The organism is Snodgrassella sp. CS2 (genome assembly GCF_050310315.1).
GTDB classification, from domain to species: domain Bacteria; phylum Pseudomonadota; class Gammaproteobacteria; order Burkholderiales; family Neisseriaceae; genus Snodgrassella; species Snodgrassella alvi_E.
Window position 1 is genome coordinate 223,016 of record NZ_JBNPBA010000004.1, and the last position, 25,968, is coordinate 248,983.

The 25,968-nt window shown below is 36.0% G+C and carries 21 protein-coding genes; 9 read left to right on the forward strand and 12 right to left on the reverse strand.

All coding sequences use genetic code 11. From position 1 onward, the window contains the following. Positions 1-54: 54 nt before the first annotated feature. From rmuC to rfbB, 4 genes are all read right to left on the reverse strand, one after another. The gene (rmuC, locus tag ACQP6D_RS07760) at positions 55-1,524 is read right to left on the reverse strand and encodes a DNA recombination protein RmuC (protein ID WP_427857847.1); all 1,470 of its coding nucleotides are present in this window, start codon (positions 1,522-1,524) and stop codon (positions 55-57) included. Between the two features lie 262 nt (positions 1,525-1,786). Further along, positions 1,787-2,356 (reverse strand): dTDP-4-dehydrorhamnose 3,5-epimerase, encoded by a 570-nt coding sequence (gene rfbC, locus ACQP6D_RS07765; protein ID WP_427857848.1) that lies wholly within the window; start codon positions 2,354-2,356, stop codon positions 1,787-1,789. Positions 2,357-2,362: 6 nt separating this feature from the next. Further along, positions 2,363-3,244 carry a glucose-1-phosphate thymidylyltransferase RfbA gene (rfbA, locus tag ACQP6D_RS07770; protein ID WP_427857849.1) on the reverse strand — a complete coding sequence of 294 codons (882 nt, stop codon included), beginning with the start codon at positions 3,242-3,244 and terminating at the stop codon, positions 2,363-2,365. A gap of 239 nt (positions 3,245-3,483) precedes the next feature. After that, on the reverse strand, positions 3,484-4,554 hold the full coding sequence (gene rfbB / locus ACQP6D_RS07775) for a dTDP-glucose 4,6-dehydratase (protein ID WP_427857850.1): 1,071 nt from the start codon (positions 4,552-4,554) through the stop codon (positions 3,484-3,486). 229 nt (positions 4,555-4,783) lie between these two features. Here rfbB and ACQP6D_RS07780 point away from each other — a divergent pair, with 229 nt between their 5' ends. Further along, the gene (locus tag ACQP6D_RS07780; RefSeq protein ID WP_427857851.1) at positions 4,784-5,827 is read left to right on the forward strand and encodes a hypothetical protein; all 1,044 of its coding nucleotides are present in this window, start codon (positions 4,784-4,786) and stop codon (positions 5,825-5,827) included. Positions 5,828-5,917: 90 nt separating this feature from the next. Here ACQP6D_RS07780 and ACQP6D_RS07785 read toward each other — a convergent pair whose 3' ends face one another. From ACQP6D_RS07785 to ACQP6D_RS07800, 4 genes are all read right to left on the reverse strand, one after another. Further along, complete coding sequence (locus ACQP6D_RS07785) at positions 5,918-6,682, reverse strand: polysaccharide pyruvyl transferase family protein (protein WP_427857852.1); 765 nt, start codon at positions 6,680-6,682, stop codon at positions 5,918-5,920. 31 nt (positions 6,683-6,713) lie between these two features. Next, entirely contained in the window at positions 6,714-7,739 is a 1,026-nt protein-coding gene (locus ACQP6D_RS07790) for a glycosyltransferase family 2 protein (protein ID WP_427857853.1), read from the reverse strand. Between the two features lies 1 nt (position 7,740). Continuing rightward, a complete protein-coding gene (locus tag ACQP6D_RS07795) occupies positions 7,741-9,870 on the reverse strand; it encodes an HAD-IA family hydrolase (protein ID WP_427857854.1) in 2,130 nt (709 codons plus the stop codon). A 212-nt stretch (positions 9,871-10,082) separates the two neighbouring features. Then, positions 10,083-11,081 carry a hypothetical protein gene (locus ACQP6D_RS07800; protein WP_267408604.1) on the reverse strand — a complete coding sequence of 333 codons (999 nt, stop codon included), beginning with the start codon at positions 11,079-11,081 and terminating at the stop codon, positions 10,083-10,085. Between the two features lie 473 nt (positions 11,082-11,554). Here ACQP6D_RS07800 and msbA point away from each other — a divergent pair, with 473 nt between their 5' ends. Beyond that, positions 11,555-13,336 (forward strand): lipid A export permease/ATP-binding protein MsbA, encoded by a 1,782-nt coding sequence (gene msbA / locus ACQP6D_RS07805; RefSeq protein WP_427857855.1) that lies wholly within the window; start codon positions 11,555-11,557, stop codon positions 13,334-13,336. Positions 13,337-13,571: 235 nt separating this feature from the next. On the opposite strand, the gene ACQP6D_RS07810 is transcribed toward msbA, so the two are convergent. Continuing rightward, positions 13,572-14,645: a hypothetical protein gene (locus ACQP6D_RS07810; protein WP_427857856.1), complete on the reverse strand. Its 1,074-nt coding sequence runs from the start codon at positions 14,643-14,645 to the stop codon at positions 13,572-13,574. Between the two features lie 197 nt (positions 14,646-14,842). Here ACQP6D_RS07810 and ACQP6D_RS07815 point away from each other — a divergent pair, with 197 nt between their 5' ends. Genes ACQP6D_RS07815 through ACQP6D_RS07830 form a run of 4 tightly spaced genes read left to right on the forward strand, consistent with a single transcriptional unit; the run spans position 14,843 to position 18,374 of the window. After that, positions 14,843-15,694, forward strand: a complete 852-nt coding sequence (locus tag ACQP6D_RS07815; protein WP_427857857.1) for a glycosyltransferase family 25 protein — start codon at positions 14,843-14,845, stop codon at positions 15,692-15,694. 31 nt (positions 15,695-15,725) lie between these two features. After that, positions 15,726-16,520 (forward strand): putative nucleotide-diphospho-sugar transferase, encoded by a 795-nt coding sequence (locus tag ACQP6D_RS07820; RefSeq protein ID WP_218966465.1) that lies wholly within the window; start codon positions 15,726-15,728, stop codon positions 16,518-16,520. 25 nt (positions 16,521-16,545) lie between these two features. Beyond that, the gene (locus ACQP6D_RS07825; RefSeq protein ID WP_427857858.1) at positions 16,546-17,349 is read left to right on the forward strand and encodes a glycosyltransferase family 25 protein; all 804 of its coding nucleotides are present in this window, start codon (positions 16,546-16,548) and stop codon (positions 17,347-17,349) included. 11 nt (positions 17,350-17,360) lie between these two features. After that, positions 17,361-18,374, forward strand: a complete 1,014-nt coding sequence (locus ACQP6D_RS07830) for a glycosyltransferase family 2 protein (protein WP_427857859.1) — start codon at positions 17,361-17,363, stop codon at positions 18,372-18,374. 6 nt (positions 18,375-18,380) lie between these two features. Here ACQP6D_RS07830 and ACQP6D_RS07835 read toward each other — a convergent pair whose 3' ends face one another. Further along, a complete protein-coding gene (locus ACQP6D_RS07835) occupies positions 18,381-18,953 on the reverse strand; it encodes a hypothetical protein (protein ID WP_267390829.1) in 573 nt (190 codons plus the stop codon). A gap of 12 nt (positions 18,954-18,965) precedes the next feature. Then, a complete protein-coding gene (locus ACQP6D_RS07840) occupies positions 18,966-19,712 on the reverse strand; it encodes a hypothetical protein (protein ID WP_267390828.1) in 747 nt (248 codons plus the stop codon). A 329-nt stretch (positions 19,713-20,041) separates the two neighbouring features. Between ACQP6D_RS07840 and sstT the strand changes: the two genes are divergently transcribed. The 3 genes from sstT to ACQP6D_RS07855 all read left to right on the forward strand — a co-directional run bounded on the left by sstT (position 20,042) and on the right by ACQP6D_RS07855 (position 23,499). Beyond that, positions 20,042-21,277 carry a serine/threonine transporter SstT gene (sstT, locus tag ACQP6D_RS07845; protein WP_427857860.1) on the forward strand — a complete coding sequence of 412 codons (1,236 nt, stop codon included), beginning with the start codon at positions 20,042-20,044 and terminating at the stop codon, positions 21,275-21,277. A 135-nt stretch (positions 21,278-21,412) separates the two neighbouring features. After that, on the forward strand, positions 21,413-22,408 hold the full coding sequence (locus tag ACQP6D_RS07850) for an LLM class flavin-dependent oxidoreductase (protein ID WP_427857861.1): 996 nt from the start codon (positions 21,413-21,415) through the stop codon (positions 22,406-22,408). Positions 22,409-22,602: 194 nt separating this feature from the next. After that, a complete protein-coding gene (locus ACQP6D_RS07855; RefSeq protein ID WP_427857862.1) occupies positions 22,603-23,499 on the forward strand; it encodes a glycosyl transferase in 897 nt (298 codons plus the stop codon). A gap of 189 nt (positions 23,500-23,688) precedes the next feature. On the opposite strand, the gene ACQP6D_RS07860 is transcribed toward ACQP6D_RS07855, so the two are convergent. Next, positions 23,689-25,869, reverse strand: coding sequence for a primosomal protein N' (locus ACQP6D_RS07860; protein ID WP_427857894.1), 2,181 nt, complete (start codon positions 25,867-25,869; stop codon positions 23,689-23,691). Positions 25,870-25,968 lie beyond the last annotated feature (99 nt).

The window sequence follows — 25,968 nt, forward strand, 5'->3', positions numbered from 1 at the left end:
TTAGCTGTAAGCCAACATTATTCATGTATAGAAAAATTCATGAAATTAGGCAGATCATTCTGAGGGAGAGTCTGAGGTAGCAAGAAGTAGCTCATCTTCATCTTCCTCTCCTTTTTGATAATATTCAGGCAAATTTTTACTGCTTTGTATCCCCAGCTGACGCAGCTTTTGCGCTCTGTTCACTAGGTTACCACGCCCGTTAACCAATTGCCCCATGGCTTTCTGAAATTGTCCTTGAGCCTGATCCAGATTTTTTCCAACACCTTCGAGAGTGTTTACAAAACCAACAAATTTGTCATACAACTTACCGCCTTCTTTTGCAATAGTTAGCGCATTCTGATTTTGCTGTTCACTACGCCAGATATGAGCAATAGTACGTAATGTTGCCAGTAAAGTGCTGGGCCCAACCAGCATAATCCGCTTTTGGAAACAGTCATCGAACAATTGATTATCCTGTTGTAGAGCGAGTAGATATGCCGGCTCAACAGGAATAAACATAAACACAAAATCAAGTGTATTTAACCCATCTATTTCATCATAACATTTAGACGAGAGTTCCTTAATATGATGGCGCACAGACTGAATATGTGCAGCTAGCGCTTTCTCCGCACTGGCTGCATCTGTTGCTTGAGTATAACGGACATAAGCTGTCAGTGAAGTTTTAGCATCAATAATAATCTGTTTATTCTCAGGTAAATTTACCAACACATCCGGCTGCAAACGACGCTGACGACCAAACTCATCAATAATCGTATTAGACGCCTGTAGAACGTACTCACGTCCTTTTTGAAGACCAGAATTTTCTAATACCTTTTCCAGAATCATCTCGCCCCAGTTACCCTGATTTTTATTCTGAGTACCAGCTAAGGCATCGGTAAGCGCTTTAGCATCACAATGCAATTGAGCATTGAGCTGCTGCAGATGTTTTAGTTCATTTTCCAGCGTTGTACGTTCTTTTGCCTCTTTTTCATAAGTATGCTGAACCAGTTGACTAAATCCCTGCATACGCTCATGTAAAGGATTCAGCAACTGACTAAGACTAGCCTGATTCTGCTCACTAAAACGTTTACTTTTTTCTTCCAGAATATCATTAGCTAATGACTTGAATTGATTGCTGAGACTATTACGCGCTTCGTTTAATAAAGCCAGCTTCTCCTCAAAGGCTTCGCGTTCAAGCTTAAGTTGCGTGTTAAGACGACTGTTTTCAATTTGTATATGATTTAATTTTTCCGCAGCATTTATATACTTTTGTTCACGAGTATGCCAGTCCTCAGAACGCAGTTGCCAGTCCTGTAACTGCTGTTCTGCTGCAGCCAGATCGATGGTGGCAGACCGCAGTTGTTCACATTCTGATTGAAATGCTTCCTGAGCAGTAGTTAACTGGACATTTACTGCTTCTGCAGCACTCAAGCGTTTGTATACAACTTGTAATTCTTGACGACACCGAATCAATTCTTCATCATTGATCTGTTTATTTTGCTTAAGATAATTAACTTCTGTTTGTACACGAATCAACTCATTCAAGGCTTCTGATAACTGCTTCTTTACGGACTGATGTTCTTGTAATGATTTGTGTCGATATGTTAAATATATAATTATTGCAACAATGAGGATGGAAACAATCCAAATAAAAGTAAAAACAGTCTTCATAATAAAATAAACCGTGAAATCGATTTAACGAAGGTAACAGAATGGGATCATGGCAGTAACTATACAAGAATTAATAAATAGAATTATATTTAAAAAATATAAATTAAATTGATTTATAAATTATCTTTTTAAGATTTTAGCTATAACAATTTTTAAGATGGGCAAAATCATGAGCCTGAGCATCTTTATGTGAATAACTGACTACCATATCAGAACTGATAGGCCATGAAATGGCTAGTTCAGGATCATTCCAGCGAAGATTACGCTCACATTCTTTAAAATAAAAATCAGTTGTTTTATAAAGAAACTGAGTATCATCCTCAAGAGCTAAAAATCCATGTGCAAAACCTGCAGGAATCCAAAACTGTCGATGGTTGACAGCCGATAGTTCTACTCCATACCACTGCCCAAATGTTATAGAATCAGGTCGAATGTCAACAGCTACATCCCAAGCCCTGCCTTGGACTACACGAACTAATTTTCCTTGTTCGTGTGGTGAAATTTGATAATGTAGACCCCTAATAATACCTTTATGGGACAAAGAATGATTGTCTTGAACAAATTCAGGACTATGTAGATGACGTTTATTTAAAGCTTCTTCAAACAGTTGTTGATTAAAGCTTTCCATAAACCAGCCTCGTTCGTCCTCGAAAACGTGAGGCTCAATTATTAATAAATCTTTGATAGGAGTGTCAATTATATTCATAATCAATTATTTATGATATTCGTTGTATAATTTTAATAAGTATTGTCCATAGCTGGTTTTATTTAAAAATTTCCCACGCTCATATAGTTGTTCAATTGTTATCCATTTGTTATTGAATGAAATTTCTTCTAAACATGCAATTTTTAAGCCCTGCCGTTTTTCAATAGTCTGTACAAATTGGCTGGCATCTATCAAAGAATCATGTGTACCTGTATCTAACCATGCAAAACCTCTTCCTAACAATTGAACATTTAATTGTTGTTGACTTAAATAAAGATTATTTATATCTGTAATCTCTAATTCGGATCTTGCTGAAGGACGTATAGTTTTAGCCATTTCAACAACCTGATTATCGTAAAAATATAATCCGGTAACAGCATAATTGGATTTAGGATGGGAAGGCTTTTCTTCGATTGAAAGTACTTTGCCATTTGCCCCAAACTCTACAACACCAAATCTCTCAGGATCGTTAACATAATAACCAAATATAGTAGCGCCTAAAGTCTGATTACAAGCAATTTGTAATTGTTGTCCAAAGCTTTGGCCGTAAAATATATTATCTCCTAATACTAAAGCTACGTTTTCTTCTCCGATGAATTCTTCTCCTAAAATAAATGCTTGGGCTAAACCATCTGGAGATGGTTGTATTTTATATTCAATTTTAATCCCAAGAGAGCTACCATCATGAAATAGTTTCTGAAAATTTGGTAAATCCTCTGGAGTAGAAATAATAAGTATTTCATTAATTCCAGCCATCATCAAAATAGATAACGGATAGTAAATCATAGGTTTATCGTAAATCGGTAATAGCTGTTTTGAAGTTCCTAATGTAATAGGATACAGCCGCGTACCAGATCCTCCAGCAAGAATAATACCTTTCCGTTTCATGATTTTCTTTCTGGCAAGTCTTAAGCTAATGTAAAAGAGGAATATTATAACCTAAATGTAAATTTTTCAGATTGATTTTAACTAAGTATATTAATTTCGCATGTGCATTAAAAATTGTTTTATAGCGAATTATTTTGTCAAATTAATAAAAAGCAAACCTTATTAAAATTATTTAGGTTGTTAACTAAATTTCAACTTAAAAGTAGTATATAGTCAATAAATACTGTTATATATATACTTCAAATATTATTATATTGTTTTTTTATCCAATTTTTATATTCGCCAGTTTGTATGTTTTTTACCCATATTGGATTTTCAATATACCATTTAACAGTTTTGGTTAAACCTGAAGTAAAACTTTCTTTTGGTACCCAGCCTAGTTCATTCTTAATTTTACTAGCATCTATTGCATAACGAAAGTCATGTCCAGGCCTATCTTTAACATATGTAATGAGATCTCTATATTTCTTAATTCCAAGGGGTTTGTTTGGAGCTAATTTTTCAAGTAGATCACATATGTGATTTACAACATCGATGTTTCTTTGTTCGTTGTGTCCACCAATATTGTAGCTCTCCCCAGTTTTACCTTTTGTCAAAACGGTATAGAGTGCTCTTACATGATCATCAACATACAACCAATCTCTTATCTGCTCACCATTACCGTATATCGGTAATAATTTACCGGATAAAGCATTCAAGATACTAAGCGGTATAAGTTTTTCTGGAAAATGATAAGGACCATAATTATTAGAGCAATTTGTGAGTACAATGGGCAGACCATACGTGCGGTACCATGCTCGAACAAGGTGGTCTGAACTGGCTTTACTGGCAGAATATGGTGAGCTAGGTGCATAAGGTGTCATTTCTGTAAAAAAAAGACTGCTGTCCTTGAGGTCTCCGAATACTTCGTCAGTAGATATATGATGAAAACGAAAAGATAGCCGTTTTTCTTTACTTAATTTTTGCCAATATATACGAGAAGATTCTAGTAAATGGAATGTTCCTATTATATTGGTCTGAATAAAATTTGAAGCCCCATTAATTGATCTGTCGACATGTGTTTCTGCCGCCAGATTCATTACTGCATCAGGTTGAAAATTATCAAAAATTTTGGCTAAAGCATAGGAGTCAATAATATCTGCTTGATAAAAATGATATCTTGGATTTCGTGCTATTGACGATAAAGATTCTAAATTTCCTGCATAGGTTAATTTATCTAAGTTCAAAACCTGATGATTTGTATGTTCGATCAAAAATCTGATTAGGGCAGAACCTATAAAACCTGCTCCACCTGTAACTAATATATTCATTTCATTCCTACAACATTTATTTCAGAAAATCAAAAAAATTTAATTATTTTGAAATGGGCCTCGTAAAAGGGATAATGCTTTTATATATACTTATTATAAAATTTTGCACCTAAGAATGCACCCTATAAATAAAGTGTGTTATAGGGGGTTTAAATTTTGGGAATATTTTCACTATCAATTTGATTAAAGTATAATTAAAGGGAAGTATTAAAGTTTTTGAGGCTGATGGATGGTTAAAAAGCGGATTATTCTTGCTATGCCAAAGCATAACAATATTTTTGCTGAAATAATAAAAAATTTGGAATATTATCAATTTGATGTTACGTTTGTAGACAGCAACCCTAAATATATTAAAAATTTTAAATATAAAAATGTTTTAGATAGAATATTTCATTTAGTACGTAAAATCTTTTTTAGGGATAATTCATATAAACATTTGCTTAAAGAAAAATTGTTAGTCGATAATACAAAAATGTATTTATCGTCTAAACAGTATGATTATGCTTTAATCATAAGACCTGATACTTATCCTTTAAAATTGTTGCAACTCATTAAAACTAAGGTTACTAAATCAATGATAGGATATCAGTGGGACGGTTTAACCCGTTTTCCGTCAGTTTTGCAAGCTATTGATTTATTTGATAGTTTTTTTGTATTTGATTCTAATGATATCCAAAACAATGATTTTAAAAAATTCCATTTGGTTGGAATAACAAATTTTTATTTTGATGTTAATAAACCTGTACCTATTAGTCATACTAAAAAGGTAGCTTATTTTGTTGGATCTCATATAGATGAACGGGTAAGTGCAATCGATAGCTGTGCATTTGAATTAAATAAAAATAATATTCAACTAAAATTTATAATTCCAACAGACGATCCTTGCAAAATTTCTCAGTATAAACAAAAAAATCTTATTACTTTTGGAGCTAAAAATAAATTAAGCTTCCATGAAAATATATCTAATATTAATTATTCAGATATTTTAGTTGATATAGTTAATCCCATACATCATGGATTATCATTCAGAGTTTTTGAAGCATTATACTATCAGAAAAAATTGATTACAAATAACCCATTCGTTCAATATTATGATTTTTTTCACCCCAATAATATAATGATTTGGGAAAAACCTAATTACAATTTATTAACAGAATTTCTTGCAAAACCGATGGTTATAATTGATTCTGAAATCATACAAAAATATAGTTTTGGCAATTGGATAAAAAATATTTTAAACCTAGATTCATATCAAAAAATTACCTTGCCATAATAAAACTTAATATTATTGAAATAGAGTATCTTAAAAATTTAACATACTCTATTTGTACCAATTGTTATACATCAATTTTTTCAGATATTCTTAATGGAGATGATTAATATCGATAAAATAAGTATGAGGATACTGTTCTAATAATGAATTTTCATAAACGGCTTTATTTTTAAAATAATTATTTGCAAATAATTTTACTTTTTTCTTTAATATGGAACCAAGTATTGCAATATGAAGACGGTCTGTTTCAATAGTCTCGAAATTCGACAAGTAGCCAGCTAGACTAAAAGAAACATATTTAGCTAGATGTTTATTAGACCATAGACTTCCATTCCAAGATAAAGAAATATCCACATTGCTACTTGATAAATTAAATAGATTTGCTGATTCTGCATCAGTTCTAAAGCAATATGCAGTGCCTGCTCCCTTTTGTTCAAAATGTGAAAAATAGTATTTCGGAAAATAAAAAGCCATATTATCCGATAAATATATATTATCCATATTAGCTTGGCTAGAAATGCAGCTATTAAAGGAATAATTTTCTCTACAAATAATCTTTAAATTTCCAAAAGTTTCATTCATTAAATTAGAATACCCTATAACTGTATGTGGAAAAACAATACATAAATTGTTCTTTACAGATTTTAAAATCTCTTTATACATTTTATCGTATTTTTCTTCAACTAAATTACCACCACCAGCAAATAATATGGTTTGATTTTTAAGTAGTGATGTATCATTTATTATTTCATAATTAAGATTTAAAGAATCAAATAATAAATAAGTAGAATGAGCTATCAGTGCATCACCAGGATTGCCTGGATTACTCCAATAATAAAATTTTTTATCTAACAACGACGTCAATAAATTAATTACATTAATTTTTTTATTTTTTCTTCCATTTTCTTATCGTATCCCTAATTTTTGCTGCAATTTTTTTCAAAGGAAATGATTTTCTTCTTAAATACCACACATTGCCTTGGATGTCATTTATTTTATGATTTAATTCATTTATTTTATTTGTTAATTCAATGGTTTTTTTATCCATTTCATTTATAATGATATGAATTATACCAAAATTTCCAGAATTTTCGAGTAATGCTTTTCTTACTAATGAATTTCTATATTTTATATTATATGTTTTATGAAGATTTTCACCTGCTACAATTGAATTACTGTAAATATTCTGAGAAGAAGGTCTTAGGTGATAAAAAGCCAAAACTTTATTAATTGTATGTATTTCACCTATTCTAAACAATCTTAAATTGTAATCCCAATCTCCTAATACTGGTAGGTTCTCATTGAATTTTCCTATTTGTTTTGCTACTTTCATTCTAATTAACAGAGAAATTGGTGGCGTAAAATTGTGTCTTATCAAAAAGCTAATATCGATGGTATTTTGCCAATGTGGCCAACTTTCAACATGAATCTGTTTTACTACATCTCCATGTATTTCCTCATGAATTACCAAACAATTAGTGGCAACTGCCACCGCGGTTGAATTAGAATTTAAATAATTTACAGTATCCAGCAAAAAATTATGATGCCATGAATCATCATCATCATGTATCACTATATATTCTTCATTAGCTATATTAAAACCACAATTTGATGCTGCTTCCATACCTAAAGATAATGGATTATGTATTATAGTAATTTTATCTTTTAAATATGGTAAATTATACTCAATTAAGTTGTTTACAACTTCAGCATCGCCTCCGTCATTGATTAGGTATAAATGCCAGAAAGGATAAGACTGTTGTAATACACTTTCTATAGCTCGGGTTAGCAATATGGGTCTGTTTTTTGTCCGCATAATGATGGCTACTGAACCATCATTTTTAATTTTACTATCAGATTCATTAATTAAATAATTTATTGGATACAAACTTTGGTTAACTGAAATATTCATATCAATTTTCGTAAAATTTTTTGATTAGGGATGGAAGAAAATTAACAAATTGCAACGCAGAATTATATACATGCGGTTTAATTTTTTTTCTATTGTCTTTCCAATATTGTAATACACCGCATTGCCAACCTCCAGCTTGAAGTAAGGGTTGAACTTCCTTAAGATTACTTGGAAACCTTTGGTTTATTAAAGGAACCGTGATTTTATGGTCAAACATTGTAGCGTGTTTAATATTACCGAGATATTTTACCTCATCTTTATTTGGTGTTATACAAACTTGAAAAATAGCTGCCGTTGCAATTTGTGTTCCAACGTAACATTTATTCAAACCATAGACTAATTCATTATTTTTCCACTTATTTATACTATGTAATACGCCCTTTTGAAAAATTAAAAACTTCTTTTCATATTGTTGAATATATAAGCTATTATTAGTTTGCTTTAATATAGGACGAATGACACCATCTTGTTGGTCTTTGATGAAACCTGTGGTTGTTTCATGATCTGCTGAATGCAAATTTTCTAGAATATTAACACAGTTTTGATACATTATTCTTTCCTCTGAGTTGGAAAAAATATTAAAAAATGCGGCTTTCATGGGGCCATTTTTAAAAAGTCTTCCACTCGCAGTTTCTCCAAATAATCCGTAATAATATCCGTATAATTTACTATCAATGCCCATATGAGAGCGGAATGCATTTAACCCGAATTGAATCGTTCCGCCCCATCCTAAATCTATAATAGCTATTTTTTTATTTTTATCAAATAAGCCCTCCTGTTTATAATATTCTTTTGCATTATTATATTCTTCTTGAAATGCATTCAATAAGACTGATGATAATTCTTGTTGTATAAATTTTTTAATTAGATCTGTTTTCTTAAAATCAACGGCAGCACCAAAAGAACCAAACTGGTGAACGAAGTTTGTTTGTAAAAGATCCCGCTCGTTAATACCTAAACGATTGAAATAAGTCTTATAGGTATCATTAGCTGTTAAAGATTCATTTACAATAAACGTTAATGAGTCTTCAGATAATTTGCCATTTTCTATTAATTCAATATAGTATGTCGGAAATCTTAATACTTTCCTTGAAAGATAAAGATAGCTTGAAGTTGTATGGCATTCTTTATCTAAATCAAGTGTTTCCCATACTTTTTGAATTAATTGTGCATCTCTTGCGCAGAAATAAATGTGATTAATTTTATTTTTTTTAATATGTTCTTTTAACCATAAAGTATAACTATATAAAATTAAAGCTCCAAATGTTTCCCCTAAACCATTCCAGAATGAATCTTCATTAAACTCTTTCAAAGAGTAGATACCATTAGTTAAATGATACACCTTATTCATTAATGAAAAAGGGACTACTTCTTGACAAAGCTGTGCACCTAATCTTCTTTGTCCTAAAAATCGCTTATAATGATAAGTATTTATGTGAAATTTTCTAGGTTGTACAACATCTGCAACTTTATTATCGCCTATATGCAATATTTTATAGCCTGAATTATTTTCTAAAACATATTTCCAAATTCTTCCACTATGTTTTGATGATAATAAGTCAGATGAGACATACAATTCGTCACATAAGTTCAAATGATTTTTTTCTAGAAGAGTTTCAATAAATTGTTTAGATAAATAAATATCAGAAACAAATATAATTTTTTTACCAAGCTTTTTTAATTCTAAAATTAGTTTTTTATTATCTTCTATACTGATATTGCTATTTGTTTCGGCTATCAACTCTAGCTTTTTTGCTGTATTTAGCAAATTTTTATCATATTTATTTATATCAAAAAGATAGTCATAAATCTCATCTAATGTCACTTCATCTCTATTTTTCTGCCGATGTAAAATATCTCGTATTTGTGCTTCTGCTAGGAGTCTATTTCTAGCAAAATCTTTTAAATTACTATTATTCACTTGGAGCTGATTTTCTACGTAAGCGAATAAGTCAATAGGACATTCAAATAATCGAGTTAAAAGCGTATCAAAAATATCAAAAGATATTACTTCAAAGTCATTAGATTTTTCTAAAACATTATTAATATATGTTTGATCAATGTTTTGTAAATTTTGCGCATAGTATTGTTGCGCAGAGGTAAGAATAGATTGAAAGTCGGTTGAATTCATAATGCGTCACACCAAAAACCTAATAATCATGATAACAATATTTCACAATTTTTGCTTACTTATTACTTTGCGTCAGAAAAATTGCTAGTTGTAAAATTTATTTAAATCAATTTTTTAGTATAACTTTTTACGAGCAAATTGTATATAAAAAATCATATAAAACAAAAAATTTATAGGTATTTGTTATATTTTAATAGTTTACCTTATTAAGCTTATGAGTAAAGGATTTGTTCTATCCAGTTTTTGAAACTATATTTTTGGAATATTTCTGCTTTTATTGGTTTAAAAGGTTCTTTTAGAAAATCTTTAATATCATTATGTGTTTTATCTTCCCATATATATATATTTTCTGGATGATAGAAATCATAATTTTTAACATATATATTTGTTGTAATTAATTTTTTTTGATAATAAAGAGCTTCAAAATGACGAAAAGAAAGACCATGATGTCCTCCAACTACAAAGTCGACCAGTATATCTGATGAATTCACATTTTTTAAATTTTCAAAATAATTAATTCGGTTTTCTTTGCCAAAAATGATATGCTTAGATTGATAGCAATTAATATCTTTTCTTTTGCTTGTAGGGATAATAAACTTTGTTTTAATTCCATTGGCGGTAAGATTTGTTATGCATTGCTCAATTGCTTGTACGCGACAAGTTTGATGATCTCCAATATAATAAGCCTGCATCACATCATTTTTTATATTTTGGGGCGTAAGCATATCAAAATAAAAATTTGTAGTCTTATGTAGATGGTATTTTTTATATTCTTTATTTATTATATCTGTATGATCGAATATATAGAACTTATCAAATAAATGTATAAGATTTATTACCGGAAATCTTTTAAGTCCATCCCATTGATATCCTATAAATTTAATTTTGGTTTGCTGTTTTAACATTTCTAAAACACTTTTAGGGTATAAATCTGGTCGGATAACAATAGTGTAATCATATTGTTTGTTTCCAATTAGTAATTCTGCTTTATTTAAACATTGTTTCGCTTTCAATTTTTCTTTGTAATTATTGTTACGTAAGGCATGCTTAATAAAAAAATTGGATATTCGGTCTTTGATGCTTGCATATTCAAAATCTAATATGCTATCCACACGAAATACTTCATACCCATGAAATTGCAAATTTTTTGCAATTAAGTCTACGATACCATTACTTGGTGGCATGGCTAATAAAATAGTTTTATTTCTCATGAAACAAATTCAAACTAGAGTTTTTGGCAATTTGAAACTAATTATTTTAAGTGTTGTGTTTTTTTTAATCAATCTTGCGAGATTATTTGGTATTAAATTTTATTTAGAAAGTTTTAATTGATTACTAGACATTGTTTATTTTCTAAGAATAAATATGTTTGTTTATAATTAAATTTATTATTATCTAATATAGATGTTCTCATAATTTTAATATTAACTAATCAATATTTTTATTATCAATAAATATGAATCTTTTTAAACTTTCCATGCAAGATTTTCTTGTTTTGGTAGAATATACTTAGTTATGATTGATGTGATGATTTAGGCTAGATAGGATAATTAGCTTGGATAATTGCTTGTGGTGTTTAATATTTTAAAAGTTTTTGTATTTGAAAGATTTTGATTAATACAATGTATTAACGATCTATATTAAACTTATATAACATTTATGTTTTGATTGTTCTAGGTAACGAATGAAAAAAAGTAAAGAAACCAATGCCTATTCACCGAAGAATCTGTATAAGAGGTTGTTCCCCTATATGCGGGGACTTGTAAAGTATTTCTTTATCTCTGTGCTGGCTATGGTTGTGGTAGGGGTAACAGGGCCTCTGTTTGCTTATTTGTTGAAACCAATCATCGATAATGGATTTGTCGAAAAAAACATGGAAGCCATGAAATGGGTTCCATTTGAAATTGTCGGTTTATTTATTTTTCGTGGTATTGCTAATTATATTAATGAATACACTAGTGCATATATTTCGAATCAGATGGTTCAGGTAATTCAGCGGGATTTGTTTGCCAAAATGATGATGCTTCCAATCGGCTATTATCAGGAAAATAGCCGTGGGCGTATGATGTCACGGATTACGAATGACGCCAAAGGGATTACTGCAGCCGGTTTTGATGTGATTACTGTATTTGCTAAAGACGGTGTTACCGTTCTTGGCTTATTAATCTGGTTGTTTTATCTTGATTGGCAACTTACGTTAATTACTTTTGTGACCATTCCTTTGATTGCGTGGTGTGTAAGGATTATTAATAAACGCATCCGTCGGTTGGTTACACGAAGTCAAAATGATCTTGGTCAGGTTATGCAGATTTTGTCTGAATCCATTGATGGTACTCGTGTGGTACGTATCTATGGCGGTCAAAATTATGAACAGAATCGTTTGGAAAAGACTAATAAAGCATTACGAAGCCTTGCAGTAAGACGTCAGTCCTATACTTCTATAGGCAGTGCTGTGACGCAATTATTAATTGCAACTTCTTTATCGATTATTTTGTATGTTGCTGCTAAAAGAGCCAGTCATGCAGGATTTACTGCCGGTGATTTTATGTCTTTTCTATCAGCTATGCTGATGATGTTTGATCCATTAAAGCGAATTACTAATATGTCTAGTGTGTTGCAGACAGGTTTGATGGCTGCAGATAGTGTTTTCCATTTTCTGGACGAGCCTGAAGAAAAAGATCTTGGGGTAAAACAGCTTATTTCACCGATAGGTGATATAACTTTTAATAATGTAACATTACGTTACGGTGAAGCAAATAAAAACGCGATTGACCATTTGAGTCTGACGATTAAACAGGGCAGTGTTGTTGCGTTGGTTGGTGAGTCGGGTTGCGGTAAAACCTCTACAGTTAATCTGATTCCAAGGTTTTATGATGTGACTAGTGGGCACTTAAGTATTGGTGGAATTGATGTAAAAGATTTTGAATTAAAAAGTCTCCGCTCCCAGATGGCGCTAGTTAGTCAGGATGTTGTTTTGTTTAATGATACTATAGCCAATAATATTACTTATGGCTGTCCTGAGGCTACAGAGGCTGATATTATTCAGGCTGCAAAGGCTGCTAATGCTTGGTCTTTTATTAGTAATATGCCTGAAGGTTTACAAACTCAAGTAGGTGATCAGGGGATGAAACTTTCTGGAGGTCAGAGACAGAGACTAGCCATTGCGCGTGCACTGTTGAAAGATGCGCCTATTTTAATTCTGGATGAGGCTACTAGTGCACTGGATACAGAATCTGAAAGGTTGGTTCAATCAGCTCTGGAAACTTTGATGAAAAATCGGACTACAATTGTTATTGCTCATCGGCTTTCAACTATTGAAACTGCTGACAATATTGTGGTGATGCATCAGGGTAGAATTGTTGAGCAAGGTAAACATAAGGATTTGTTAGCCAGAAATGGTCGTTATGCAGTGCTACACCGTATGCAGTTTGGTGAAAACAGAAGTTCAGTTGATGTTAATATTTAGTAATTATAAATAATTGATTTCATGTTTTATTTTGATAATACTAATTTTTTCAAATGTTGTTTATTGAATTTTTAATGAATAAACTGTACTGATTTTTTGAGAATAGTTTGTATATACAAAATACAAGATACGGTTTTTAAAAGATTTACGTATCTGTATTTTGTATCTCAATCCTTTCATTTTCAATTAAGCATGTAAGGTTTTAGCCTAGCTATATTGGGCAGTAGCTTCAATGTTATATAACTGATATTTCTTTGTAAGGTGAATCGTCCAGAATATTTTTTATCCAATTGGCAAAACTGTATTTCGATATGATATCAGGATGAATGCTGATTAATGGTCTGACTAAAAAATCACTTAATTGCTGCAAGTCTTTTTCTTCTGTCCAGATAAAAATGTTATCAGGATGGTAAAAATCATAATTCTTTATATATGAATTATTAGTAATTAATTTTTTCCTATAGTACAAGGCTTCAAATACTCTAAATGATAAGCCATTGTGTATCGGGTTAACGATATCTATAAGTATGTCAGCCTTATTAACGTGCTTTAAATTGTCTTCAAAAGAAATATTTTGAGCAATTAAACATATGTTTTGTTCTGTATATTGGACTGCTTTGCTTGCTTCGGACGGGCGCAATTTGATATTGAAATCTAAATTCACGCCATTTTCTATCAGTGCTTTTGCACAGGTTTGGAGGGCTTTTGTTCTGTTGTCAACATGTAAGCCTACGAAGTAAGCAATGAGCCCTTTATGGGGTACTGGTTGTGGATGGTACATGTCAAAATAAAAATTACTCATCCCTTTCAAATGAAATTGGCTATATTCTGGATTATTTACATCTAAAGGATCAAATACAAAAAAACGATCGAACAAATTTATTGTTGGAATGGTTTTGGGAAAGCGTTTGATACCATTCCACTGATAGCCAATAAATTTCTTTTTTGTATGGCTTTTCAGAAGCTCTAATGTTGCGATGGAAAACAGATCCGGACGTATAACTAGTGTATAGTCATAATTATGATTTCCTAGTGTATTCTGGATTTTGTCATATAGCTCCTGGTGATAGATTTGTTCTTTCAGTACAGCTTTATAGGTGAAGTCGAACAAAAATATTTTTCGGATAGTATTAATGATATGCGTTTTCAGACTGGGATAATGAAAATTAGCTTCAATCTTTTTTTTCAGTGTTTCTGAAGTACTGTCAATAAAGATAACTTTGTAATTATGATATTCTAGATGAGTTTTGATGGCACAGGCGAAGTCGCTATAGCTCGACATAGCTAGAATAATAGTTTGTTGCGGCATTGTTAAATTACTTTTGGAGAGTTGTGGTTTTAAATTGTTGTGAATCTGTTAGGGGTTATTGGTTAAGTTAGATCCGTATTTTAGCAGTATATGTAGGTTTCAGTGGTTTTAAGAGAAACAATATCTGTGAATTGTTTTGTGGTTTTTGGTTATAATTTATGAATAAATTATGATTTAGTTGGTATGGTGTTGAATAAATGCTCAAAACCTTTTTAATAAATCTGGATCGACGTTCAGATAGGTTAATTTTCGTTAAACGGCAATTGGGGAATTTGGGGATTGATTTCGAACGAATCAGTGCTGTTGATGGTAATTGTTTAACGGATGAGCAGAAAGTATTTTTAAATCAGCCGAGATTTGCCTTAGAGTGTAAACGTAAGGCTGTTAACGGAGAGTTTGGCTGTGCTTTATCTCATCGAGCCGTCTGGCAGCGGATGGTAGATGAGAGTATTCCTTTTGCTTTAGTGCTGGAAGATGATGTTCAGTTGAGCTCTGAGCTGGTTTCTTTAATTGCTGAAGAAAAAAATTATCATTCATTTGATTTTTTGAATCTGACTTTGAAGCGCCCATATTATGATATTGATGCTGTGGAAATTAAAAAATCACTTTCCCAAAAACAACTTATTCGTCCAGCATTTTGGCAAGTGATAAAGCGTAAAGCTTGGCGGATGATAGAGGTCAAGGCAATTGTTAAGTGGAAAATTTATCGTTTACATGCTTTGCATAATGGGATGATTGCCTGTGAATGTGATTTTGCTCCCTCTTTAGCTTGTTGTTATATTGTCTCTTTGCAAGGGGCAAAACAAATGCTTTTGGCCAGTGATAATCTTTTTTATCCGATCGATAAAGTTTGGCATTATTGTGGTGGTTTGTTAAAAGAGGGATTTCTGGCTGAACCATTGGCATTTCAGTCACTGGATTCTGATATTCCTTATCGAGTGCGCTTTAAATTGACATTTTGGCAAAAATTTATAAGATTTTTTGTGAAGGGGCGACATTGGCGACGCAGACTGGATGTAATACGCATGTATGGTTGGTCGCGGTTATAATTAATCTCGTTCATGTTTGAGAATATCAATAATGGTTAAACTGGGTAGGGAATATGCTTGGCGTGCGAAGAATCGTCGGGTTGTGGTACCGCTAGCTGAAGTGGTAACGGAAGAAATGAAAGCTTCTGTTGCTGATGGGGTGACAGTGGTGGCTTATCATACGGATGATGAGTTTTATACGCATGAAGCGAAACGGATGTGTGCCTCTGCTGAGCGTTTAAATATCAAAGTTAAAATTACAACGATTTCCAGTAAGGGGGGATGGGAAGCTAATACTTCTTTTAAGTCGAACTATTTGATGCATGAGCGCGATTTGGTGAGTGGTCCGATGTTGTATGTCGATGTGGATGCGGTTTTCCATGTTTCACCGTTAAAATATTTGGCTGGTCTGGATTGTGATATAGCTGTTTATTATGATTTGGGTGATGGTCATTTAGTTTCGGCTACTTTATTTTTTCAGGATACAGCTGCTGCCAGACATTTATTGGCCGAATGGAACCGTCAGTGTATTGCTCAGCCGACAATATGGGATCAAGAGGTATTACAATCTGTAATTGCGGCAGACCAAGCTTCTGCCCATCCTCGCTATAAAGTTGCTCATTTGCCAGTGGGCTTTTGTTGGATTTTTGATCGTGAGGATAATTTACTCGCCCCCAAACAACGGGTTTATATAGAGCAGTTGCAGGCCGCGCGCGTGGTTCATGAAAATCTGCGAACCAATGGAAAATTGTTTTCTATTCGAAAAAGTAAGGTACAGCGCCGGATGGATAGGATTCTTGAAATTGAGAATATTTTGTTCCCAAACCGACTTGATGGTTCATTGTAATAAATATCTGTAATGAAAGTAACAGATGATTTCTGCTTTAGTAATTAATCTGGAACATTCTGCCGAGCGACTGAGATTCCAGCGTCAGCAGCTGACTCATTTACAGATTCCCATGCGGCGTCTGGATGCGGTGAATACGAAAGATATATTATCTGATCAGTATGAACACCAGGCAAATGGTTGGGAGCGTAAATTACGTCCGGCAGAATTAGCCTGTTTTTTGAGCCATAAAGCAGCCTGGCAATTTGTTTTGGAAACTGGTCAGCCTTGGTTAATTCTTGAAGATGATGCGTTGCTTTCACATAAAACGGCTGAACTTTTGACAACTATATCTTCTCTGACTTGTGAGTTAGATTATGTGAATCTGGAAACTAGGCACCGGAGAAAATGGCTGGATCGAAAAAGCTTGGCTTTGATTGCGGGTTATGAATTGCGACGTTTATATCAGGATCGAACAGGTGCTGCTGCTTATGTTTTATTTCCATCAGGAGCACGTAAGCTGCTAAACAGAGCACAGTTTGCGGCTCCGGCATTGGCTGACGCTTTTTTATGCCGGTCCTATGACTTAAATGGCTGGCAGGTTTATCCGGCTGCTGCCATTCAACTGGATCAATGTGCTAATTATGGTTTGAACCCTCCTGTTTCTTTTGTTTCAACGATAACACCTGAAAATAATGTTAAACCACAGGCTAACCATTTTTATCATTATTTATGTTTTAAATACCGTCGGCTGGCAGCGCAGTTACGTATGGGCTGTCGTCAGCTGTCTGTATCAAGATGTGCGCAACGACTAATGGTACCTATTATACAAAGTGATTTTGAAGAATAAGCTTGTGGGAGATGAAGGATATTTTCGCTGATATGGGCAAAATAGAGTTAAGTATTCTGATTCCGGTATTCAATGTAGGAGTTTATCTACCTGAATTGCTGGAATCTTTATTGCCAAATTTGCCGGTTAATGTTGAAGTGATTTTTTATGATGATTGTTCGCAGGACGACTCGCTGGCTATTATCCGAAAATATCAGCAAATTTACCCAGATGCGTTTATTCGCGTGTTGTGTGGACAGGAAAATAAAGGTATTACGCAGGTACGCCAATGTCTCTTACATTCAACTCAAGCTGAGTATATTTGGTTTATTGATTCGGATGATAAGGTTGAATCGCTAGCTGTCCAACAGATTATGGGTATTTTGAAACAATACCGTCCAGATGTACTTCTATTTGATTATGATGTATTTTTTGATAATACTGGTAAGTTAAAATCGAAGGAGCATTTATCGATTGCTCCGGCCAATACTTTACTGCATCAGAAAAATGGAAACTTGTTCCATCTTGCTATTATGGATGGAAAACATTATTTCTGGAATAAAGTTTTCCGACGCCAGTTGGCGACAAAAGTTTGCCGTTTTACTATTCCTGCCTACGAAGATATTGCGAATACACCTAGTCTGCTGCATGAATGCCAAACTTATTTTTATTATCCGCAGGTTTTAGTGCATTATCGTATATGGCCAAATTCTATTGTGCAGAAAATGAGTCCAAAGCAGGTTTATGGTATCGAAGCTTATCTCACTCAAGCATTTTATGCTGAAACTATTGTAGGTGATGAGAAATGTTGTGCTTATTTGCTGTATAAGGCTCATTTGTACTATTTTCGTTTATGCCGGAAGCTTGCAAAAACAGCTATGCCAGAAAAAGAAAAAAAGGCAATTTTGCACAAGGCGGCTGAGCTTTTTGTCGTGAAACGTTTGTCAATTCGTACAACAATTTTGTTGTTGCTGCGTACTCATTTGTGGGATAAAGCGGCTAAATTGATGTTGAAATCAGCTTTATTTGCCTTGACGCATAAATGAAGTTTTTTAAATAGCAATTATTCTCCCTGTTTTTACCCAGGTATGGATTAGTTGTTTTTCGTCGTCCCAGTTATGTCCGGTCCAGCCTTCACTAGTAAAGTTGTGAATATATACGGTATTTTTTGGATACTGCTGGCAAATATAATCAATGGCAAGAAGTCCTGTACTAGGTTGACGGAAACCCAGTGAGTCGGCACAGTGGCGGTAAATGTTGCTTGGTATGGTGTTGATGAAATATTGATCCAATTGCGATTTTTTTATCCATTTGGGAAAACGCCATAGGTATTTTATGCGTTTATGCATAGGGATGTTCTGGTAGCGACTATAGAAAATATCTTTTTTACTATAGCGGAAAAATATTTGAGTTTCGGGTTTTAAAAATTGATGTTCGATTACCAGATGTCTAATCTGGGTGTAACCATTGGCAATGAATATCCAATCTGCTTTAAGTGTGCAGTTTGGATTGGGGTTGTTAAAGCGGACTACGATGTCATCATGCTGAATCAGGTGTGCTATGGAGTTTTGTTCGTCAGCATTACCAATAATGAAGAATTTACTGTGAGTCTGAACTGTTTTCATAGTGGTTTGTTATTATTGCCAATAATTTTTTAGCCAAGGAGCCGGTAAAATTTTACGGTACCATTTACCTCCGCCACCTTTGATGGCATCTGGAGGATTAACTTCGCCATGAAAAACGATGATTTTACCAAAATCAGGTTTTTCCGGTGCTTGCCATATTGCATAAGGCATTTTTTTTAATACATTGTACTTATAGCTCAGGCACCAGTTTTCTGGCCAATAGCTAAGTTGATGATGTTCACGCACATACCATGATAAAAAAGCCTGTTCATGGCGGAATTGTTGCCGAATTTGTTGAAAATGATTGCGAAAATAATCCATTAAATCTGGTATTGCACCAATTTGAAATCTATAAACAGAACTGTTGCCAACTTTGCGCCAAGGTTTTTTCCAGTCACGGATAATCCAGACTTCATCGGGACGGCTGGATGGCTGGGTGAAGAAGCAATCGATGTTATCGATGATAACGATATCTATATCTAGAAATAGGGCTGTGCCTTGTAAACCAAACAGGTTGGCACTAAAAGTGGTAAGTTTGTTCCAGCCGCGTTCTGGTAAGCCTGCAGGCAAGTTTAATGGTATCAGTGGATGGCATTGAATTGCAGGATGGATGCCGCTCGCGTCATCTGTCAGGCAAATCATGGTAAATGGCAGGGTCAGATTACGTTTTACCATGTGATATAGTCGGTTGACATATTCCGCGCCATATTTCTGCCCCCATTTCATACATAATATGTAATTTTGTGAAGCTTTGTTCATTGATTGCTGTATCGGGCGATTTTGAGGTTTGCAGTATAGCATTTTAGTATTTTGGGCTGCTTGATCTATTTGAGTTGAGTTAATTAAGAGCTGCTGTTTTTTAACTCTTTTGGTTGTTATATGTTTATTCGTAGGTTCAGGCTATTTTAATGCTAAACTTGTTATCCAGCTGCTAAGTTGTAATGGTTTTCTATTAAGTTTAGGCTGTTGTGGAGGTGGATGGAAATGGATTCAAAAACTTGATTTGATGCAATGAATTTTTATGCATGGCTGGATGGTTTTTAATCTGTTTTACATATGTTTTATCCGGCTGTAACTAAGGATTGTAAATGAAGAAACTTTTATGGATATTGTTTAAGAGTAATCTGATTGTACGCATGTTAGTGTGTATGATTATTGGCGCGTTTATCGCGGCTTTTTTACCGCAATACGGGGTTAAACTGGAATTTCTTGGCAGGGTATTCATTCAGGCTTTGCGTGCTGCTGCACCTATTCTGGTTTTCGTACTGGTGATATCTTCGATTGTCAATAATAAGTTTGATAATGTTTCCAGTATTAAGTCGGTGGCTTGGCTGTATGCTATAACGGTGCTGATTTCTGCAATACTGGCTTCAACGGTGAGTTATTTGTATCCACTGCATTTGGTGATGGATGTGCCGCCGGCTTCCGAGAAACCGCCCGAAGGTGTAGCTGAGATTCTGATGAATATTATCCTTAAGTTTGTGGATAATCCGATCGATGCATTGGCTACTGGCAATTTCCTCAGTATCTTAGCGTGGTCGACGGCATTGGGTATTGCTTTACGTTACAGTAGTGAAGCAACTAAATCGGTAATTAAAAACTGGTCTGATGCAACTATCTGGGTAGTACGGCTGGTGGTGGCCATTGCCCCTTACGGAGTTCTAGGTTTGGTGGCTTCGCATTTTACTAGTGATGGTCTGGCTAAATTAAAAAATTATCTTGAGTTGATTGGAGTATTACTTGGTTTGATGGTATTTGTGGCCTTGGTAATCAATCCACTGATTGTGTTTTTGAATTTCCGTAAAAATCCTTATCCACTGGTATTTACATGCCTGCGTTATAGTGGCATTACGGCGTTTTTTACTCGTAGTTCGGCCGCCAATATTCCAGTAAATATTCGTCTGGCTCAGCGTATGCAGTTGCCCGAAGAAATATACTCACTTTCTATTCCTTTGGGTGTAACGATGAGTATGAATGGTGCAGCTATTACAATTACGACGATGACGATGGCTACTGTGCATACTTTGGGTATGGATGTAAGCTTTATTCAAACATTATTGCTGAGTATTTTGGCTACAGTATGTGCACTTGGTGCTTCCGGTGTACCGGGAGGTTCATTACTGCTGATTCCAGTAGCGTGTAGCATGTTCGGAATTGATCCAGCCATTGCAGCTCAGGTTGTGGCCATTGGCTTTGTTATCAGCGAGATTCAGGATTCTGCCGAAACTGTTCTGAATTCTTCCAGTGATATGCTGTTTACTTCAGTGGTATCGTTGAAGCAGCAAGGTCGGGACCCTAGTAAAATTGAACTACTGCCAGAATAATTTGTTATCAGTTTTTTTTAAACCGCTGCATGTTTCCTGCAGTGGTTTTTTTGTATTTGAATTGAATATATTTGTAATTTGGTGAAGAACGGAATAACTTAGTCTCTGTTGTGTATTTTAAAGACGGGAAGTTTTATGGCGATACCTGTTTCAATTTTGAATCTGGTGCCGCGTCGAGACAATGGTACGGCAGCTTCGGCAATACGGGATATGTTGCGTCTGGCACAGGTAGCCGAACAGCTGGGGTTTTTACGCTACTGGATTGCTGAACATCATAATATGCCGATGGTGGTCAGTTCGGCGACACAGATATTGATCGGCCATACGCTGAGCCATACGCATCATATTCGTGTAGGCAGTGGCGGTGTGATGTTGCCTAACCATAGTCCGTTGCTGGTGGCTGAACAATATGGCACTCTAGCTACAATTTATCCGCACCGAGTTGATCTAGGGCTGGGGCGAGCGCCTGGAACAGACAGAGTAACCGCTGCTGCTCTGAGGCGCCAGTTGAACGATGTTTCGCTTAAATTTGCGGATGATGTGGTGCAGTTGCAACGTTATCTAGGTGATGAGCAACAGCAGGGGTTAGTAAAGGCTTATCCGGGTATGGGCACTCATATTCCCTTATATATATTGGGTTCTAGCACTGACAGTGCATATCTTGCAGCCAGTCTGGGTTTGCCTTATGTCTTTGCGGCGCATTTTGCTCCGCGTTTTCTGGATGAAGCAGCTGCTATTTACCGTGAGCGATTCCAGCCGTCTGCTCAACTGGCTGCACCTTTTTTTATGCTCTGTCTAAATCTGGTGGCGGCTGCTACTGATGATGAGGCTCTTTATTTACAAACGACGCAGTTGCAGTCTGTGCTGGGGCTGATTCAGAATAATCGGAAAGCGCTGCATCAGCCAGTACCGACTATGGATGGTTTGTGGACAGCTGAAGAAGAAGCCTACGTACGAAATTTTACCGCTTGTACTTTATTGGGCGCACCAGAAACAGTTAGGCAGCAGTTAGAAGGATATGTCTTGCGTTTGCAGCCGGATGAAGTGATGGCAGTCAGCTATATTTATGATATGGATAAGTTGCTTGAGTCTTATAATATTTTTAAGACAGTGGCTGATAATGTTGGTTAAGTATGGTTTGGGTAGGCTGAAAGTTAGTATTTCGTAGCGAGTTATGATTCAGATGTGGCAAATTTTAGTCTAGTGTTGTGGCATTATTTGCTCCAAATCAAGTGTTATTTGATTATTTTTATCATTTGCCTTGGTATTTTTTGCTGTAATATTACAATTATTCTCAAAATGTAAGCAAAATCGGGAGTCTATGCATGAGCAACGATGTTATTAAGGTTTTTGTGGGTTGTGACCCGAATAACTGTGATCTGGAGCAGATGATGGTGGTGGATTACAGTATCCACAAACACACATCGCGGCCGGTAGAAATCGTCTGGATGCAATTAAGTCATGATCCGAAAAGTCCGTGGTATTCTGATCCACAAACGGGTGCAGGCTGGCATACAGAAAAGTGGGCAACGCCATTTTCCGGTTTTCGCTGGGGGATCCCAGCCGCCTGTAATTATGAGGGACGCGCCATTTATATGGATGCGGATATGATTGTATTGGCTGATATAGCGGAATTGTGGGCACATCCGATTGAAGGCGAAGCGATTGTTGCGGCTAAAGAAGTACATGATCATGCTAAGGGTAAACGATTTACTCGATTGTGTACTTGTGTCTGGGATTGCGCCAAAGCTAAATCGATTTTGCCTGAGCTGACTAGTTTGCGCGCTGACCCTGATTCGCATAAGAAAATGATGGCAAAGTTTAAGCAACATCCGGAATGGGTACAGGCTTATAAGGCGGCTTGGAATTGTGTCGATGGAGAAGGGATGCCGATTGAACAGATGAAAATTTTGCATTATTCAGACATGGGTACGCAGTTCAGTCATAAATACTCCATACCGCGTCTAACCGCTGCTGGTCAGAAACATTGGTTTGACAGTGATATTTTGCCTCATCCGCGTAAGGATCTGGTTGAATTGTTTGATCAGTATTATCAGGAGGCGCTGGATGCTGGTTATAAACTGGAAAATTATGCTGTTAAACCATTTGGTGCATTTCCGAAAGAGTCACAAGTTGGTTATGATGGTAATGAAGTGACGCGTCAGAAAAAACAGAAATCTTGGCTTTCGCGCGCATGGCACGGTCTGACCGGTCGCGCTTAAACAAATTATTTGAATAAATCTGGTCGTTTGCTATCCTAGCTAGCGACCGTTTTTTTGATAATTATATTTGTAAATTATGAGTAACTGTGAAAATTAGAATAACTGTTTAGTTGTTCCGATACTTGAAACGCATGTCTGGTATGAATAGACTTGAGCAAATTCTCAGGAAAAGATATATATGGAGTATAGCTACATTTCCAGTGGGTCGACATCTATTAGCCAACGTGTATGAGGGTTGCTTTTTTCCAGATGCAGGAGCCAATTTTGCCATAATGAAATGCTGTGGTGTAGGTCGCGCCGGTTTTTACTTTCTAGAAATACTTGTGCGCGTTCGTACCCAGCCAGTCGGGCCATCAGCATCGGTACTGGACCGAAGACATTGACATTGGCAGGTAAGGCATGCTGCTGCTCGATTCCTTGTTGCGCTTGCCGTAAAAGCTGTTGCGCCTCGTTCATGGTGCGAGCGTCTGCGCGGATGGCGGCTATATAACTAAATGGCGGCATGCCCAGCTCTTGTCTTTCTGCCAGTTCTGCCGTGGCGAAAGTTACATAATTCTGTGCCGCCAAAGCTTGGTACACTTTGTGTTCCGGCTGACGCGTTTGTACCCATACTTCACCAGTGCAGTCGGCTCTGCCGGCTCTGCCACTTACCTGCATTAATTCGGCAAATAAACGTTCAGGAGCACGGAAATCAGCGCTATAGAGACTGTTGTCTGCATTTAAAACCACCACTAGATTGAGATGGGGAAAGTCATGGCCTTTGGCCAGCATCTGGGTGCCGACCAGTACATCTACTTCTTTACGCATAATGGTGTGATAGATTTCCGACCAGTCTTGTCGGTGAGCTGTGCTATCACGATCTACCCGCAGAATGCGTGCACTAGGGAGCAAATGCTGCAGGTATTCTTCAATGCGCTGAGTCCCTTGTCCAACGGCGGTCAAGTCCTGATTGCCACATTCCGGGCAGGATGGGGGTATGGGCTGGTGAAAATCACAATGATGGCAGCGTAGCTGACCTGCATGCTGATGTAAAACCAGTTTGGCGGAGCAATTCGGGCAGCCGAAAGTATGACCGCAAGCATCGCAGAATAAAGCTGGGGCAAAACCCCTTCGGTTTAGGTAAACCATGCTTAAACCACCGCGAGCGACATTGGTTTGCAGTTTTTGCTTGATGATATCGCTGATACCATTATCCAGTGGTAAGCGGCGGATATCGAGTAAATGTATTTGTGGCAATTGGGCGTTGGTGTGTGCCCGCTCGCTCAGTTGCAGTAATTGGTAATCTCCGTGCCGCGTTTTATACCAGCTTTCTAATGACGGAGTGGCACTACCCAGTACCACTGGACAAGCTGTCTGCCGCGCCCGCCAGACAGCCAGGTCACGTGCCTGATAGCGTAGTTCGCTTTCTTGTTTAAATGAATAATCGTGCTCTTCGTCGACAACAATCAGGCCTAGATTAGGCATGGGGGTAAATATGGCCAGACGTGTACCGATGACCAGAGCTGCCTGCCCCAGAGCTGCCTGAAGATAGTTGGTGGTACGTTGTCCGGCTGCGGTCTGGCTGTGTAATACAGTAGTAACTGTATGTGGAAAACGCTGGCGTACCCGTTGCATAAGCTGCGGTGTGAGGTTGATTTCGGGCAGCAAAAACAGTACCTGTTTACCTTGCTGCATTATATTGGCCATGATGTCGAAATAGACTTCGGTTTTACCACTGCCAGTAATGCCATACAATAGAAATGGGGCAAATTGCCCGCATCTGGTTTGTACTTCTGCACTGGCTAGTTGCTGTTGCTGATTGAGCTGATGCCGACTGGTCGGTATAGGTCCACAAGCCGGAATGTGACTGGCTTCTATCCAGTTTTGTTGTTGCCACTGTTTAAGATATTGTGATGCCTGAGTATGTATGATTTTAAGCTGGTGCAGAGTGGCTGGAGCGGCTAATAGTCTCTGCCATAATGCATTTTGTTTATGATAACGAGCCGGAGGTGCTGGCTGGATGCGTCCAAGGGCATTGAGGCTGTAAATGTGTTCTTGTTTCGGTAATGGCACGGCTTGAGGCTGACGCAGACCTTTGGGTAGGGCCGCCATCACGGCTTGTCCAAGAGGATAATGATAATAGCGCGCAGTAAAGCTAAGTAGTGCACGCCAGTCTGCGGGCAATTGCCAGCCATCCGATAAAATGTTCTCAATAGGGCGTATTTTACTAAGGTCTATTTCTGGCTGTATATCACTTTCCCATACTATGGCTGCTACCAATCGGTTGCGAAAGCGTACGGCTACCCTTGTTCCTGCCGGCAATGTGGTTGGATGGGCGTATGTTAACAGTGGGTAGAGGGGCACGTTCAGTGCCAGTTGATGGTAAATCAATGTAATCAGGAGTAAATGGGCAATGATTTGTTTATTGTAACTCAAAGTGGCTGGCTTTTACCGTGGGAGTGTTTATGAGATAATTCACTTAGTTAATAT